The 15,332-nt window shown below is 50.4% G+C and carries 13 protein-coding genes and 1 other RNA gene; 7 read left to right on the top strand and 7 right to left on the bottom strand.

The features are described from left to right. The first annotated feature begins 7 nt into the window (after nucleotides 1-7). Nucleotides 8-4,582: an adhesin-like autotransporter YpjA/EhaD gene (gene ypjA / locus ACJHWK_RS14370; protein ID WP_410234862.1), complete on the top strand. Its 4,575-nt coding sequence runs from the start codon at nucleotides 8-10 to the stop codon at nucleotides 4,580-4,582. Between the two features lie 160 nt (nucleotides 4,583-4,742). Here ypjA and ssrA read toward each other — a convergent pair. Both ssrA and smpB read right to left on the bottom strand, forming a co-directional pair. Further along, nucleotides 4,743-5,105: a transfer-messenger RNA gene (gene ssrA / locus ACJHWK_RS14365) on the bottom strand. Between the two features lie 214 nt (nucleotides 5,106-5,319). Then, entirely contained in the window at nucleotides 5,320-5,802 is a 483-nt protein-coding gene (gene smpB, locus ACJHWK_RS14360) for an SsrA-binding protein SmpB (RefSeq protein ID WP_410234861.1), read from the bottom strand. Nucleotides 5,803-5,972: 170 nt separating this feature from the next. Here smpB and ratA point away from each other — a divergent pair, with 170 nt between their 5' ends. Together ratA and ACJHWK_RS14350 are read left to right on the top strand one after the other, a co-directional pair. Further along, nucleotides 5,973-6,410: a type II toxin-antitoxin system toxin RatA gene (gene ratA / locus ACJHWK_RS14355; RefSeq protein ID WP_001300750.1), complete on the top strand. Its 438-nt coding sequence runs from the start codon at nucleotides 5,973-5,975 to the stop codon at nucleotides 6,408-6,410. After that, nucleotides 6,400-6,690, top strand: coding sequence for an RnfH family protein (locus tag ACJHWK_RS14350; RefSeq protein ID WP_001117838.1), 291 nt, complete (start codon nucleotides 6,400-6,402; stop codon nucleotides 6,688-6,690). The genes ratA and ACJHWK_RS14350 overlap by 11 nt, the downstream gene beginning before the upstream one ends. A gap of 61 nt (nucleotides 6,691-6,751) precedes the next feature. Here the strand turns inward: ACJHWK_RS14350 and bamE are convergent, their stop codons facing one another. From bamE to nadK, 3 genes are all read right to left on the bottom strand, one after another. Then, a complete protein-coding gene (gene bamE, locus ACJHWK_RS14345; protein ID WP_001203437.1) occupies nucleotides 6,752-7,093 on the bottom strand; it encodes an outer membrane protein assembly factor BamE in 342 nt (113 codons plus the stop codon). A 148-nt stretch (nucleotides 7,094-7,241) separates the two neighbouring features. After that, nucleotides 7,242-8,903 carry a DNA repair protein RecN gene (gene recN / locus ACJHWK_RS14340; RefSeq protein ID WP_001520336.1) on the bottom strand — a complete coding sequence of 554 codons (1,662 nt, stop codon included), beginning with the start codon at nucleotides 8,901-8,903 and terminating at the stop codon, nucleotides 7,242-7,244. An 85-nt stretch (nucleotides 8,904-8,988) separates the two neighbouring features. After that, nucleotides 8,989-9,867 (bottom strand): NAD(+) kinase, encoded by an 879-nt coding sequence (nadK, locus tag ACJHWK_RS14335; protein WP_001520335.1) that lies wholly within the window; start codon nucleotides 9,865-9,867, stop codon nucleotides 8,989-8,991. Nucleotides 9,868-9,989: 122 nt separating this feature from the next. On the opposite strand from nadK, the gene grpE reads away from it, so the two are divergent. Further along, nucleotides 9,990-10,583 (top strand): nucleotide exchange factor GrpE, encoded by a 594-nt coding sequence (grpE, locus tag ACJHWK_RS14330; RefSeq protein WP_001296310.1) that lies wholly within the window; start codon nucleotides 9,990-9,992, stop codon nucleotides 10,581-10,583. A 54-nt stretch (nucleotides 10,584-10,637) separates the two neighbouring features. Here grpE and ACJHWK_RS14325 read toward each other — a convergent pair whose 3' ends face one another. Together ACJHWK_RS14325 and ACJHWK_RS14320 are read right to left on the bottom strand one after the other, a co-directional pair. Then, complete coding sequence (locus tag ACJHWK_RS14325; RefSeq protein WP_010723175.1) at nucleotides 10,638-11,924, bottom strand: HlyC/CorC family transporter; 1,287 nt, start codon at nucleotides 11,922-11,924, stop codon at nucleotides 10,638-10,640. A gap of 20 nt (nucleotides 11,925-11,944) precedes the next feature. Next, the gene (locus ACJHWK_RS14320; protein ID WP_001338897.1) at nucleotides 11,945-12,736 is read right to left on the bottom strand and encodes an inner membrane protein YpjD; all 792 of its coding nucleotides are present in this window, start codon (nucleotides 12,734-12,736) and stop codon (nucleotides 11,945-11,947) included. Between the two features lie 166 nt (nucleotides 12,737-12,902). Here ACJHWK_RS14320 and ffh point away from each other — a divergent pair, with 166 nt between their 5' ends. From ffh to rimM, 3 genes are all read left to right on the top strand, one after another. After that, a complete protein-coding gene (gene ffh / locus ACJHWK_RS14315) occupies nucleotides 12,903-14,264 on the top strand; it encodes a signal recognition particle protein (protein ID WP_000460035.1) in 1,362 nt (453 codons plus the stop codon). Between the two features lie 248 nt (nucleotides 14,265-14,512). Then, nucleotides 14,513-14,761: a 30S ribosomal protein S16 gene (gene rpsP, locus ACJHWK_RS14310; protein ID WP_000256450.1), complete on the top strand. Its 249-nt coding sequence runs from the start codon at nucleotides 14,513-14,515 to the stop codon at nucleotides 14,759-14,761. Between the two features lie 18 nt (nucleotides 14,762-14,779). Further along, entirely contained in the window at nucleotides 14,780-15,328 is a 549-nt protein-coding gene (gene rimM, locus ACJHWK_RS14305; protein WP_000043335.1) for a ribosome maturation factor RimM, read from the top strand. The last annotated feature ends 4 nt before the right edge of the window (nucleotides 15,329-15,332 follow it).

Raw genomic sequence — 15,332 nt, 5'->3', positions numbered from 1 at the left:
GAAATTTATGAACAGGACCAGTCCCTATTATTTTCGCCGCTCAGTACTTTCCTTATTGATATCTGCCTTAATATATGCCCAGCCCGGGATGGCGGCCTTCACTACTAATGTTATTGGTGTGGTAAACGATGAGACTGTAGATGGCAACCAACGAGTAGATGAACGAGGTACAACAAATAACACTCATATTATCAACCATGGCCGGCAGGAGGTCTATGGTGGGATATCTAATAGTAGTATTATTGAAACTGGTGGCGAGCAACTAGTATCAATCCATGCCGATATTAACGGGCAAGCTAATAATACAACCATTAATGGAGGCAGACAGTCAATTGAGTACGGAGGAATTTCTACTGGCACGATAATCGAAAGTGGCAATCAATATGTTTATAAAGGTGGTACCAGCAATGACACGACAATTAAGGGCGGTACTTCACGCATAGAGGGGGGGACTGCAAATGGAACAATCATTGATGGTGGAGGCCAGTCAGTATCAACTCAGGGGCATGTTGACGGTACGACGATAAATAAGTCTGGTTATCAGGACATCACGCAAGGAAGTCTGGCGACGAACACAACCATAAATGGTGGGCGACAGTATGTTGAACAGAGCACAGTAGAAACAACCGCCATTAAAAATGGCGGTGAGCAAAGAGTATATGAGAGCCGTGCGCTGGACACGACGATTGAAGGCGGAACTCAGTCTCTGAATAGTAAGTCAACGGCAAAAAATACGCAGATCTATTCTGGTGGTACGCAAATTGTTGATAACACGAGCTCCTCGGATGTTATTGAAGTTTATTCCGGCGGCGTGCTTGATGTTAGAGGTGGTACGGCAACTAATATTACTCAGCACGATGGAGCCGCTTTAAAAGTAACGACTTACGATTTGACGGTGAGCGGTACGAATAGTGAAGGGGCATTCTCCATCCACAATAACGTGGCAGAGAATGTGTTGCTGGAAAACGGTGGTCATTTAGACATAAACGCATATGGTTCGGCAAATAAGACGATTATTAAAGATAAAGGAACAATGTCAGTTTTAACGAATGCTAAAGCTGATGCGACCCGAATAGATAATGGCGGCGTTATGGATGTTGCCGGAAACGCGACAAATACCATAATTAATGGTGGCACACAGAATATTAATAATCATGGTATTGCCACGGGCACCAATATCAACAGTGGAACGCAAAATATCAAGAGCGGCGGGAAAGCTGACACGACAAATATATCCTCTGGGAGCCGGCAGGTTGTTGAGAAAGATGGTACGGCAACTGGCAGCAATATTAGCGCCGGAGGCTCGCTGATTGTCTATACCGGCGGTATTGCACATGGGGTTAACCAGGAGACGGGCAGTGCTTTAGTTGCCAACACGGGCGCAGGGACTGATATCGAAGGATACAACAAGCTCTCTCACTTCACTATTACCGGAGGAGAGGCTAATTATGTTGTGCTGGAAAATACCGGCGAACTGACGGTAATGGCTAAAACCTCGGCGAAAAATACTACCATTGATGCTGGCGGTAAGCTGATTGTCCAGAAGGAGGCTAAAACAGATAGCACCAGACTTAATAATGGTGGCGTTCTGGAGGTTCAGGACGGTGGTGAGGCTAAGCATGTTGAGCAACAATCCGGCGGCGCATTAATTGCTTCCACGACCTCCGGAACACTTATCGAAGGAACCAACAGTTATGGTGATGCTTTCTACATCAGGAATTCAGAAGCTAAAAATGTAGTGCTGGAAAACGCTGGCTCATTAACAGTCGTCACTGGTTCCCGGGCAGTTGACACGATTATTAATGCCAACGGCAAAATGGATGTTTATGGAAAAGATGTTGGTACTGTACTTAATAGTGCTGGTACCCAAACAATATATGTCAGTGCCACTTCTGAAAAAGCAAATATCAAAGGTGGCAAGCAAACGGTATATGGTTTAGCCACTGAGGCAAATATCGAAAGTGGTGAACAAATTGTTGATGGTGGGTCAACAGACAAAACGCACATCAATGGCGGTACGCAAACCGTTCAGAATTATGGTAAGGCGATCAATACCGATATCGTCTCTGGCCTACAACAAATTATGGTAAACGGGACAGCGGAAGGTTCCATTATTAATGGCGGTTCACAGGTAGTTAATGAGGGCGGTCTGGCTGAAAACTCGGTGCTTAATGAAGGCGGCACTCTCGATGTGCGGGAGAAAGGCAGCGCAACGGGGATACAGCAAAGTAGCCAGGGCGCGTTGGTTGCAACCACCAGAGCGACGCGGGTCACAGGGACACGCGCTGATGGCGTCGCGTTCAGCATTGAGCAGGATGCGGCGAACAATATCCTGCTGGCAGATGGCGGCGTGTTAACCGTGGAGTCAGACACCACTTCCGCCAAAACACAGGTCAATGCGGGCGGGCGGGAGATCGTCAAAACAAAAGCCACTGCGACAGGCACGACGCTCACCGGCGGCGAACAAATCGTCGAGGGGGTGGCGAATGAGACAACGATTAACGACGGCGGAATACAAACAGTTTCGGCTAACGGTGAGGCAGTAAAAACAACGATTAATGAAGGCGGTACGCTGACAGTCAACGATAATGGCAAAGCGACAGATATCATCCAGAACAGCGGTGCCGCTCTCCAGACGAGCACGGCTAACGGTATTGAAATCAGCGGTACTCACCAGTACGGCACCTTTTCCATTGCCGGAAATTTAGCGACCAATGTGCTGCTGGAAAATGGCGGTAATTTATTGGTATTAGCAGGTACCGAAGCTCGCGATTCCACGGTTGGCAACGGTGGGGCAATGCAAAACCTGGGTCAGGACTTCGCCACAAAGGTTAATTCCGGTGGGCAATATACCCTTGGTCGGTCAAAAGATGAGTTTCAGGCTCTGGCCCGGGCAGAAGATCTACTGATCGCTGGCGGGACGGCAATCGTCTACGCAGGTACGCTGGCGGATGCATCGGTCAGTGGCGCGGCAGGAAGCCTGTCGTTAATGACGCCACGGGATAATGTTACGCCAGTTAAACTTGAAGGGGTGGTCCGGATTACCGATAGCGCGACATTAACTATCGGAAATGGCGTCGATACGACGCTTGCCGACCTGACGGCTGCCAGTCGGGGCAGTGTCTGGCTTAACAGCAATAATTCCTGTGCAGGCACCAGCAACTGCGAATATAGAGTAAACAGTTTACTCCTCAACGACGGTGATGTTTATTTATCAGCACAAACAGCAGCGCCTGCCACAACTAACGGTATCTACAATACGCTGACCACCAGTGAACTTTCCGGCAGCGGTAATTTCTACCTGCATACCAACGTTGCAGGCTCCCGGGGCGATCAACTGGTCGTCAACAACAACGCCACTGGCAATTTTAAAATCTTTGTTCAGGATACCGGCGTCAGCCCTCAGTCTGACGACGCGATGACGCTGGTGAAAACAGGGGGAGGGGATGCTTCGTTTACGCTGGGTAATACCGGCGGTTTCGTTGATCTTGGGACCTATGAGTATGTCCTGAAAAGCGACGGCAACAGCAACTGGAACCTGACCAATGATGTCAAACCCAACCCGGACCCCAACCCAAATCCGAAACCGGATCCAAAACCAGACCCAAAACCGGATCCGAAACCAGACCCGACTCCCGCTCCAACGCCGACACCCGTCCCGGAGAAACGCATCACGCCTTCTACAGCAGCCGTACTCAATATGGCAGCAACATTACCGTTGGTCTTTGATGCTGAGCTAAACAGTATTCGCGAGCGGTTGAACATAATGAAAGCGAGTCCACACAACAATAATGTCTGGGGGACGACGTATAACACCCGTAATAATGTCACCACCGATGCGGGTGCCGGGTTTGAGCAGACGCTGACCGGAATGACGGTGGGGATCGATAGCCGTAATGATATTCCTGAGGGGATTGCGACGCTGGGCGCTTTTATGGGTTATTCCCATTCACATATTGGTTTTGATCGTGGAGGACATGGCAGTGTGGGCAGTTATTCTCTGGGGGGCTATGCCAGCTGGGAACATGAAAGTGGTTTCTATCTGGACGGTATCGTGAAGCTGAACCGCTTTGAAAGTAACGTAGCCGGTAAAATGAGCAGCGGTGGAGCCGCCAACGGCAGTTATCGCAGCAACGGGCTGGGCGGTCACATTGAAACCGGGATGCGATTTACGGATGGTAACTGGAACCTGACGCCGTATGCATCGTTAACGGGGTTCACCGCTGATAACCCCGAATATCATTTATCCAATGGCATGGAATCGAAATCAGTCGATACCCGCAGTATATATCGTGAACTGGGCGCAACGCTGAGTTACAACATGCGTCTGGGGAACGGTATGGAAATTGAGCCGTGGCTGAAGGCGGCTGTGCGCAAAGAATTTGTCGATGATAACCGGGTGAAGGTGAATAATGACGGTAATTTCGTCAATGATTTGTCGGGCAGACGTGGAATATACCAGGCAGGTATTAAAGCCTCATTCAGCAGTACGTTAAGCGGACATCTCGGGGTGGGGTATAGCCATGGTGCCGGTGTGGAATCCCCGTGGAACGCGGTGGCTGGTGCGAACTGGTCGTTCTGACCATCAACGAAAAAGCCCACATCTGTGGGCTTTCATATCACCAAGAGCCGCGGCTCCTTTGCGTATCCTTTTATGTCTCCTCACCGTCTGGTCGGTGTCTTGCTGAGACTTCTAACTTCCTGTTTTTGTTGGTGTTGTCCTTGCACCGTCCAATCATGATTGGTGGAGCTGGCGGGAGTTGAACCCGCGTCCGAAATTCCTACGTCCTCGGTACTACATGCTTAGTCAGTCTTTACATTCGCTTGCCAGCTGCGGACGGACACGCCACTAACAAACTAGCCTGATTAAGTTTTAACGCTTCAACCCCAGGCAGGGCTTCCACGCGATCTCTTTTGGGTTTGACCTCTCTTGATCCCCGTCCTAAGAGCGGAGGCTAGGGAGAGAGGGCTCTAAGCAGGTTATTAAGCTGCTAAAGCGTAGTTTTCGTCGTTTGCGACTATTTTTTGCGGCTTTTTACGAGGCCAACCGCCCCTCGGCATGCACCTTGGGTTTCGCAAATCCCGTCGAATCCAGAATCAGCCCCAATGTGTAACGGTAAGTATACCAGATTCATGAGTGCCATGACCAGCCTCAATGGCGTTATCGTTAAAGATTTAGCACCCATGTAGCCTGATTTTTATTCGATTAAGCAATGGGATGGCAACATTTGTGTCGGATGTGATAGCCAATAAGATGTTCATTCGCGCCGCCGGAGAGGGAGGCGCGGTGAGGAACTGGTCAATAATTGGAGTGCAGGTTTAACGGTGGACGTTTTTCATGATACGCGCTTTATCCACCTGCCATTCGCGCTCTTTGATATCTGAACGTTTATCGTGCTGTTTCTTACCTTTGGCGACGCCGATTTTCACTTTGCACCAGGCATTTTTCCAGTACAGGGCGAGCGCCACTACGGTATAGCCTTCTCGATTGACGCGACCGTACAATGAGTCCAGTTCGCGCTGGTTGAGAAGTAACTTGCGGGTACGGGTAGGATCGCACACCACATGCGTGGAGGCCACAGCCATTGGCGTGATGTTAGCGCCAAACAGAAATGCCTCTCCGTCACGCAGAAGGACGTAGCTGTCGCTGATATTGGCTTTTCCTGCGCGCAGGGATTTAACCTCCCAGCCTTGCAGGGCAAGTCCCGCCTCGAACTCTTCTTCGATAAAGTATTCGTGCCGGGCGCGCTTGTTAAGCGCGATGGTCGCTGAACCAGGTTTATGTGCTTTTTTCTTCGTCATAAGCGTCGTGAATCATCGGTAATCTGAAATCGAAAACACCCCATATCAATCCTGCGGGGGACAAGGCTCTATCTTAGCATGAACCCGATGTTACCCAGCGCCGGGATAGCGTTTTTTTTACAGCAGGATAAATGATATTATTTGTTGGATTTTTGTTGATGGAAATTGTTATGCCTCAGATTAGCCGGACCGCACTGGTACCCTACAGCGCGGAGCAAATGTATCAGTTAGTGAATGACGTTCAGTCTTATCCTCAGTTTTTGCCGGGTTGTACCGGAAGTCGGATTCTGGAGTCCACTCCTGGGCAGATGACTGCGGCGGTAGATGTCTCTAAGGCTGGGATCAGCAAAACGTTTACTACCCGCAACCAGTTGACCAGTAACCAAAGTATTCTTATGAATCTGGTGGATGGGCCGTTCAAGAAATTGATCGGTGGATGGAAGTTTACGCCGCTGAGCCAGGAGGCGTGTCGTATCGAGTTTCATCTCGATTTTGAGTTTACCAATAAGTTGATTGAACTCGCCTTTGGTCGCGTGTTTAAAGAGCTGGCGGCTAATATGGTCCAGGCTTTTACGGTTCGTGCGAAAGAGGTTTACAGTGCCAGGTAAAATTGCCGTTGAGGTGGCTTATGCGCTACCTGAGAAGCAGTACCTGCAGCGCGTGACGCTGCAGGAGGGAGCGACGGTTGAAGAAGCTATTCGCGCCAGTGGCTTGCTGGAATTGCGTACCGATATCGATTTAACTAAAAACAAAGTCGGCATTTATAGCCGTCCGGCAAAACTGAGCGATAGTGTGCATGATGGCGATCGGGTGGAGATTTATCGCCCTCTCATTGCCGATCCGAAAGAGCTGCGCAGGCAACGAGCAGAAAAATCAGCGAATAAATAACAGACAGAAAAAAGGTGCTCATTGAGCACCTTTTTTAACGTCTTTGAGAGCAACTTTATTATTAGTTACCACTCAGCGCAGGTTTGTTATCAATGTTGGTCAACACACCGCTACTGTTAAAGGTCAGCGTCAGCGTTTGCTGCGTTACACCTTCATGACCTGGTTGCTGGCGGAAGACATAGAACCAGGTATTCGTACCAAATGGATCGGACATCAACGGTGTACCCAATGCGTACGCAACTTGTTGTTGCGTCATGCCAACGCGTATTTTGGATACGTCGTTAGCGGTCAGATAATTCCCCTGGTTGATGTCAGGACGGTAAACCACTCGCTCCAGAGTGGAACAGCCTGCGGTCAACATCAATAGTACTGCTGCTGCAGCAGTCAGCGTTTTACAGCGCATAGTGATTTGATTCCTTTTCGGGCCCGAGCAGTACGTGGCTCATCTGTAATATGCCGATGATAATAGACCTTTCATCACTTTAAAACCTTTTGCTTTCCGGTCCTACGGCGTTTTGCTGTTTACTCTGACCGTGAAGCAGGAAAAAAGTTTACGCCGCAAGCAGTTCTTTCGCATTCGCCAGTGTGTTACGTGTGACTTCACTGCCACCAAGCAGGCGCGCCAGCTCTTGTAACCGCGCTTTTTTATCCAGGGATTGCATGTGTGTTTCTGTCATCGCACCATCGGTTTCTTTGCTGACAAAATAGTGTTGATGACCACATCCCGCGACTTGTGGCAGGTGGGTAACACACATCACCTGAGTTGATTCGCCAAGTTGACGCAGCAGTTTGCCGACAACTGCCGCTGTTGGACCGCTAATCCCTACATCCACTTCATCAAAAATCAGTGCCGGGGTTTCCATTTTACGCGCCGTGATGACCTGAATTGCCAATGCGATGCGTGACAATTCACCACCGGATGCGACTTTGGCAATAGGCTGCATTGGCTGACCTGGGTTGGTGGTTACCCGAAACTCAATACGATCGGCACCGTCAGCGCCCAGGTGATGCTCGTCAAATTTAACATCGATCGTAAACTGCCCATGCGGCATTGAGAGCGCATGCATACTGTCGGTGATCAGCTGTGCCAACTCATTTGCATAATGCTGGCGTTGCAGGTGTAATGCGTGCGCGGTTTCCAGTGCCTGCTGATGATGTTTCGTTACCGCCAGCGCGAGCGTTTCTTGTGAGTCGGCCTGATCGTCCAGTTGCTGCTGTTCTTCCAGTAGCGACTGGTAATACTGTGGCAATGCCTCAGGGCTGACGTGATGTTTACGTGCCAGCGAAATCTGTTTTGAGATGCGCTGTTCAAGTTCAAACAGTCGGTTGGGATCGAGATCCAGACGATCGCAGTAGTGGCGCAGTTCATCGCTGGCTTCAGCAATCTGGATGGTAGCTTCTTCCAGCATATCAAGTACGCCGGACAGTTTGCTGTCCATGCCAATCAATTCGCTCACCAGTTGTTTAGCCGTGTAAAGCTGACTTTGCAGGTTTGCGTCTTCACCGTCGGCCATTACTGCCAATGCATTCTGGCTGGTAGTCAGCAATTGACCGCTGTTCGCCAGACGTTTGTACTCTTCGTCGATTTGCTCAAACTCTCCGGGCTGCGGATTAAATTCGTTAAGTTCTTTTAATTGGTATTGCAGCAGTTCCGCACGGGCGGCGCGTTCCTGACTTAACTGTTGATGATGCGCGAGGTCACGGCAGCTTTGATGCCACAACTGATAACGTGCGGTCATTTCCTGGAGCAGAGAGGTTTCATTGGCATAGCCATCAAGCAGGAATTTTTGGTGCTCGGGTTTGGTGAGTAACTGATGGGCGTGCTGACCATGGATCTGAATCAACAACTGGCCCAGTTCGCGAAGTTGTGACAGAGGAACAGCTGTACCGTTGATAAAACCTCGTGAGCGACCATCGCTACTGATTACGCGACGAAGCAAACATTCATGACCGTCTTCAAGCTGGTTTTCTTCCAGCCAGCGCAGGGCCGCTGGCGTATCTTTCAGAGAAAAACGGGCGCACAGGTCGGCACGAGCAGCGCCGGTACGCACCATGTCGGCTTCAGCGCGACCACCGAGACAAAGGCCGAGGGCATCTATTGCAATAGATTTACCCGCGCCGGTCTCGCCAGTTATTACGGTCATGCCGCTATGAAAATCAATCTCAAGCTCACGAACGATAGCAAAGTTGCTGATGGTCAGTTGTGCCAACATAGTTGTTTTCCTGTATGAAAAACCATTACTGTTATTGTGTACAGTATAAACTGGTTTTATATACAGTAAAGAGGCTGGCGTAAAATTAGAATAATTTTTTTGACCAGCCGAGCTTGGTGCTTAATGTATTGAAATAACTGTAATCTTTCGGATGAATCAGATTCAGATGGTAATCACAGCGACGAATCAGGACATCTTCACCTTCCTGAATCGGCAGTGCTATCTGGCTGTCGCAACTGATTTCCAGGTCGTTACGGCGATGCGAAAAACGCAGACGGATCGTGCTGCTGCTGTTTATCACCAGCGGTCGCGCTGACAACGTATGCGGGAACATGGGCACCAGGGTAATCGCATCCAGAGAGGGTGTCAGAATAGGACCGCCCGCAGAGAGGGAATAGGCGGTGGAGCCTGTTGGCGTCGAAATAATCAGGCCATCAGAACGCTGAGAAAACGCAAAGATCTCGTCGATATACACTTCGAACTCAATCATATGCGCCACTTTGCCAGGATGAAGTACCACTTCGTTAATCGCCGTGCTGATGCGTTTCTGGCAATCTTGCTGACAAACTTGCGCTTCCAGCAAAAAACGTTTCTCGCTGATGTAGTGGCCTTCCAGCACATCGGCTAATTGTTGCTGGGCGTTATCGGGATCAAGGTCGGTCAGGAAACCCAGGTTGCCACGGTTGATTCCAATAACTTTAATATCGTAACGGGCGAGTGTGCGTGCCGCGCCCAGCATATTACCGTCGCCACCAACGACTACCGCGAGATCAGCCAGTTGCCCAATCTCCGCGAGCGTGCCAGTTTTCACATTCTTCAGTTGCAGTTCGTGAGCGATTTGCTGCTCAACGATGACCTCGTAACCTTTTGTGTACAGCCAGCGGTAGAGCATTTCATGTGTTGTCAGTGCAGTGGGGTGCCGTGGGTGTCCCACAATGCCAATACACTTGAAATGATTATTCATTTTTCCGAGGTCCTTGTTGCGAAGATTGATGACAATGTGAGTGCTTCCCTTGAAACCCTGAAACTGATCCCCATAATAAGCGAAGTTAGCGAGATGAATGCGAAAAAAACGCGGAGAAATTCATGAGTAGTAAAGAACAGAAAACGCCTGAGGGGCAAGCCCCGGAAGAAATTATCATGGATCAGCACGAAGAGATTGAGGCAGTTGAGCCAGAAGCTTCTGCTGAGCAGGTGGATCCGCGCGATGAAAAAATTGCGAATCTCGAAGCTCAGCTGGCTGAAGCCCAGACCCGTGAACGTGACGGCATTTTGCGTGTAAAAGCCGAAATGGAAAACCTGCGTCGTCGTACTGAACTGGATATTGAAAAAGCCCACAAATTCGCGCTGGAGAAATTCATCAACGAATTGCTGCCGGTGATTGATAGCCTGGATCGTGCGCTGGAAGTGGCTGATAAAGCTAACCCGGATATGTCTGCGATGGTTGAAGGCATTGAGCTGACGCTGAAGTCGATGCTGGATGTTGTGCGTAAGTTTGGTGTCGAAGTGATCGCCGAAACTAACGTGCCGCTGGACCCGAATGTGCATCAGGCTATCGCAATGGTGGAATCTGATGACGTTGCGCCAGGTAACGTACTGGGCATTATGCAGAAGGGTTATACGCTGAATGGTCGTACGATTCGTGCGGCGATGGTAACTGTAGCGAAAGCAAAAGCGTAATTTCTGTTTTCGTAATAATTCACGGCCCTGCATGCGAATGCAGGGCCGTTTTCGTTACTCCGCCACACTCTCGCGCAGCGGTTTCACAGGAAAAACTTTTACCTGCTTAATCATATTGTCCTGTACGTCGAGAATATCAATATCGTACTCGCCAATACGCACGCGGGTGCCTGCGACAGGGATCTCTTCCAGTGCCTCAAGAATGACGCCATTAACCGTGCGGGCATCATCTTCCGGTAGATGCCAGTTAAAGGCTTTGTTGATTTCCCGCACGTTGGCAGTGCCATCAATAATCACCGAACCGTCGTTTTGCGGAGTGACTTCTTCGGCAAGTGTTGGCGACATCGACGTGGTGAAATCACCAACTATCTCTTCCAGAATATCTTCAACCGTCACCAGCCCCTGAATGTCTCCATATTCGTTGACGACCAGGCCGACTTTCTTTTTGTTGCGCTGAAACTTCACCAACTGCGTGCTGAGGGGCGTACCTTCCGGGACAAAATAGATCTCGTCCGCGGCGCGCAGCATGGTTTCTTTGGTGAACTCTTTTTTCTCCGACATCAACCGCCAGGCTTCACGTACTCGCAGCATACTGATGGCGTCGTCCAGCGAATCACGGTAGAGCACGATGCGCCCGTGAGGTGAGTGGGATAGTTGGCGCAGAATCGATTTCCAGTCATCGTTGATATCAATACCGATAATTTCACTGCGCGGCACCATGATGTCATCAACGGTCATCTTTTCCAGATCGAGCACAGACAGCAGCATATCCTGATTGCGACGGGAAATTTGTGAGCGCGACTCATGCACGATAGTGCGCAACTCTTCTTTGCTCAAAGAGCCGCTAACCACGATATCGGTTTTGATACCCATCATGCGCATCAGCATACGGGTGATAGCATTCAGCAACCAGACCAGCGGCATCATCAAAATTTGCAGCGGAGCCAGCAGAAAACTACTCGGATAAGCGACTTTTTCCGGGTACAGCGCGGCAATGGTTTTCGGCAATACCTCAGCAAAAACCAGTACGACAAAAGTCAGCACACCAGTCGCAATTGCCACGCCCGCATCGCCGTACAAACGCATCCCAACAATAGTGCCGAGCGCGGAGGCAAGAATATTGACCAGGTTATTGCCGATTAATACCAGGCTTATCAGGCGGTCTGGCTTACGCAGCAATTTTTCGACGCGCTTGGCCGAGCGATTACCCTGTTTCGCCATATGTCGCAGACGATAGCGGTTGAGGGTCATCATTCCGGTTTCGGACCCGGAAAAATAGGCTGAAATGACCACCATGATGATCAGAATAATGATCAACGTAGTAGTAGAAATGTGTTCCAGGGGAAACTCCTTTTCTGGGTTTAGCTGATTAACTGCTGGACAATTCGGCTGCCGAAGTAGGCCAGTGTCAGAATGACTGCACCCGCAACGTTAAACCAGACGACGCGACGTCCACGCCATCCTTCATGATAATGTCCCCACAGCAGCACAATATAGACAAACCACGCCACGATAGAGAGCACGGCCTTGTCGATATTTTCCATGCTAAATAAGTTGTGCATGTAGAACAGGCCAGTGCAAAGCGTGAGCGTTAGCAGCACCACGCCAATCTGCGTGATGTGGAACATTTTACGCTCGATACTCATTAATGGCGGCATTTCCTGGTTAAACGCCAGCTTCTTGTTCTTCAGTTGGTAATCAATCCACGCCAGTTGCAGCGCGTACAGGGCGGCGATAATCAGCGTGGCATAGGAAAAGAGCGATAAGCCAATGTGCACCAGCATCCCAGGCGTTGCTTCCAGATGAGTGATGTATTCATTGGGCATGAAGGTCGCCAGCGCCAGGTTGATAAGCGCAAAGGCATAGACAATGGGTAGCAGCAACCAGCCACGATTGCGAGAAGCCACAATGGTCATTACCGTACAGATCATCAAACTGACCAATGAACCAACGTTCAGCAGGCTGAGGTTTTGTCCGCTATCACCGTCGGGCAGGATGCGGGCTTCCAGAGCGATTGCGTGGCAGACCAGCGCAATGACCGCAGAAATAATAGCCATGCGCCGCCAGCCGCCGTTTTTTTGCAGCAGACCGGGAACAATCAGCGCAAGACTGACGGAGTAGGCGACAAGCGCGAGCAGAGCAAAAACGGGCATAGTGATGTCGACAGTTTGAGCAATAAGAAAGAGAAGCAGTATAGCGTCAGGTGAACGCTGCTCCAACCGTTGCATAACAACAAAGACGCCTTCATGTTATACTGCGGCAAAATACTGATGATGTGTCGCGATTGCGGCCAACCGTTTCCACCCCAGGCGAGAGACAATGTTTGATAATTTAACCGATCGTTTGTCGCGCACGCTGCGCAATATCAGTGGCCGTGGACGCCTCACTGAAGACAACGTAAAAGATACGCTGCGCGAAGTGCGCATGGCGCTGCTGGAGGCGGACGTCGCTCTGCCGGTAGTGCGTGAGTTTATCAATCGCGTAAAAGAGAAAGCGGTTGGTCATGAAGTTAATAAGAGCCTGACGCCGGGGCAGGAGTTCGTCAAAATCGTCCGTAACGAACTGGTTGCGGCGATGGGCGAAGAGAACCAGACCCTGAACCTGGCTGCGCAACCGCCTGCGGTCGTGCTGATGGCAGGCCTGCAAGGTGCCGGTAAAACAACCAGCGTTGGTAAACTCGGTAAGTTCCTGCGCGAGAAGCACAAGAAGAAAGTGCTGGTGGTTTCTGCCGACGTCTATCGCCCGGCGGCAATCAAACAGCTTGAGACGCTGGCTGAGCAGGTGGGCGTTGATTTCTTCCCTTCTGATGTTGGTCAGAAGCCGGTTGATATTGTTAACGCGGCGTTGAAAGAAGCCAAACTGAAATTCTACGACGTGCTGCTGGTGGATACCGCTGGTCGTCTGCACGTTGACGAAGCGATGATGGACGAGATCAAACAAGTCCATGCGTCGATTAACCCGGTTGAAACCCTGTTTGTGGTTGACGCCATGACCGGTCAGGATGCGGCCAATACGGCAAAAGCATTTAATGAAGCGTTACCGCTTACCGGCGTAGTGTTGACCAAAGTGGACGGCGATGCCCGCGGCGGTGCGGCGCTCTCTATTCGTCACATCACTGGCAAACCGATCAAGTTCCTCGGTGTTGGCGAGAAAACTGAGGCGCTGGAGCCGTTCCATCCGGACCGCATCGCGTCGCGTATTCTCGGCATGGGCGACGTACTGTCGCTGATCGAAGATATCGAAAGCAAAGTTGACCGCGCGCAGGCAGAGAAATTAGCCAGCAAGCTGAAAAAAGGCGACGGCTTCGATCTCAACGACTTCCTTGAGCAGCTGCGGCAGATGAAAAATATGGGCGGCATGGCCAGCTTGATGGGCAAACTGCCGGGCATGGGGCAGATCCCGGATAACGTCAAGTCGCAGATGGACGATAAAGTGCTGGTGCGTATGGAAGCCATCATCAACTCAATGACGATGAAAGAGCGCGCTAAGCCAGAAATCATCAAAGGTTCACGTAAGCGTCGTATCGCCGCCGGTTGCGGGATGCAGGTACAGGACGTTAACCGCCTTCTGAAGCAGTTCGACGACATGCAGCGCATGATGAAGAAAATGAAGAAGGGCGGAATGGCGAAGATGATGAGAAGCATGAAAGGGATGATGCCGCCGGGATTTCCTGGTCGCTAATCGGCCTGGCTTGTTTGCCATTTTGGCACCGGGGTGTGCTCGTCATCCTCACGTACTGCGTGTACGCTCCGGTGACTGCGCGCACTCCGGCACCAAACTGGCTGCACCGCCGACGGCCTTTTACAGCAGAGTTAGCAACTGTTGATTGCAATTTCCGCAAAAATGAGTAAAATTTTCGGGCTTTTAATATGACACCGGACTCCGTTCCTCGATGGGGTCCGGTTGTTTTATTCACACAAGAGGATGTTATGGTAACTATTCGTTTAGCACGTCACGGCGCTAAAAAGCGTCCGTTCTACCAGGTTGTTGTCGCTGACAGCCGTAATGCACGCAACGGTCGCTTCATCGAGCGCGTTGGTTTCTTCAACCCAATCGCTAGCGAAAAAGAAGAAGGCACTCGCCTGGATCTGGATCGCATCGCTCACTGGGTTGGCCAGGGCGCAACTATTTCTGATCGCGTTGCTGCGCTGATCAAAGAAGTAAACAAAGCAGCTTAATCTGTCACGGTGGTCATGATGAGCAAACAACTCACCGCGCAAGCACCTGTTGATCCCATCGTTTTGGGAAAAATGGGTTCGTCTTACGGTATTCGTGGGTGGCTCAGAGTGTTTTCTTCCACCGAAGACGCCGAAAGCATTTTTGACTATCAGCCCTGGTTTATCCAGAAGGCGGGTCAGTGGCAGCAAGTCCAGCTGGAAAGCTGGAAGCACCACAATCAGGACATGATCATCAAGCTGAAAGGCGTTGACGATCGTGATGCGGCGAACCTACTGACGAATTGTGAAATTGTCGTGGATTCATCGCAGCTGCCTCAGCTTGAAGAGGGTGACTACTACTGGAAAGACCTGATGGGCTGCCAGGTAGTAACCACTGAAGGCTACGATCTCGGTAAAGTCGTCGATATGATGGAAACCGGATCTAATGATGTTCTCGTCATTAAGGCAAACCTGAAAGATGCGTTTGGTATCAAGGAACGTCTCGTACCGTTCCTCGATGGGCAGGTTATCAAGAAAGTCGATCTCACTACTCGTTCAATCGAAGTAGATTGGGATCCTGGTTTTTAAACCA

The organism is Escherichia sp. WS547, from assembly GCF_046486065.1.
Lineage (GTDB): Bacteria > Pseudomonadota > Gammaproteobacteria > Enterobacterales > Enterobacteriaceae > Escherichia > Escherichia coli.
The sequence above is the reverse complement of the archived record's forward strand: the minus strand, read 5'-3'. Positions and strand labels throughout refer to the sequence as shown.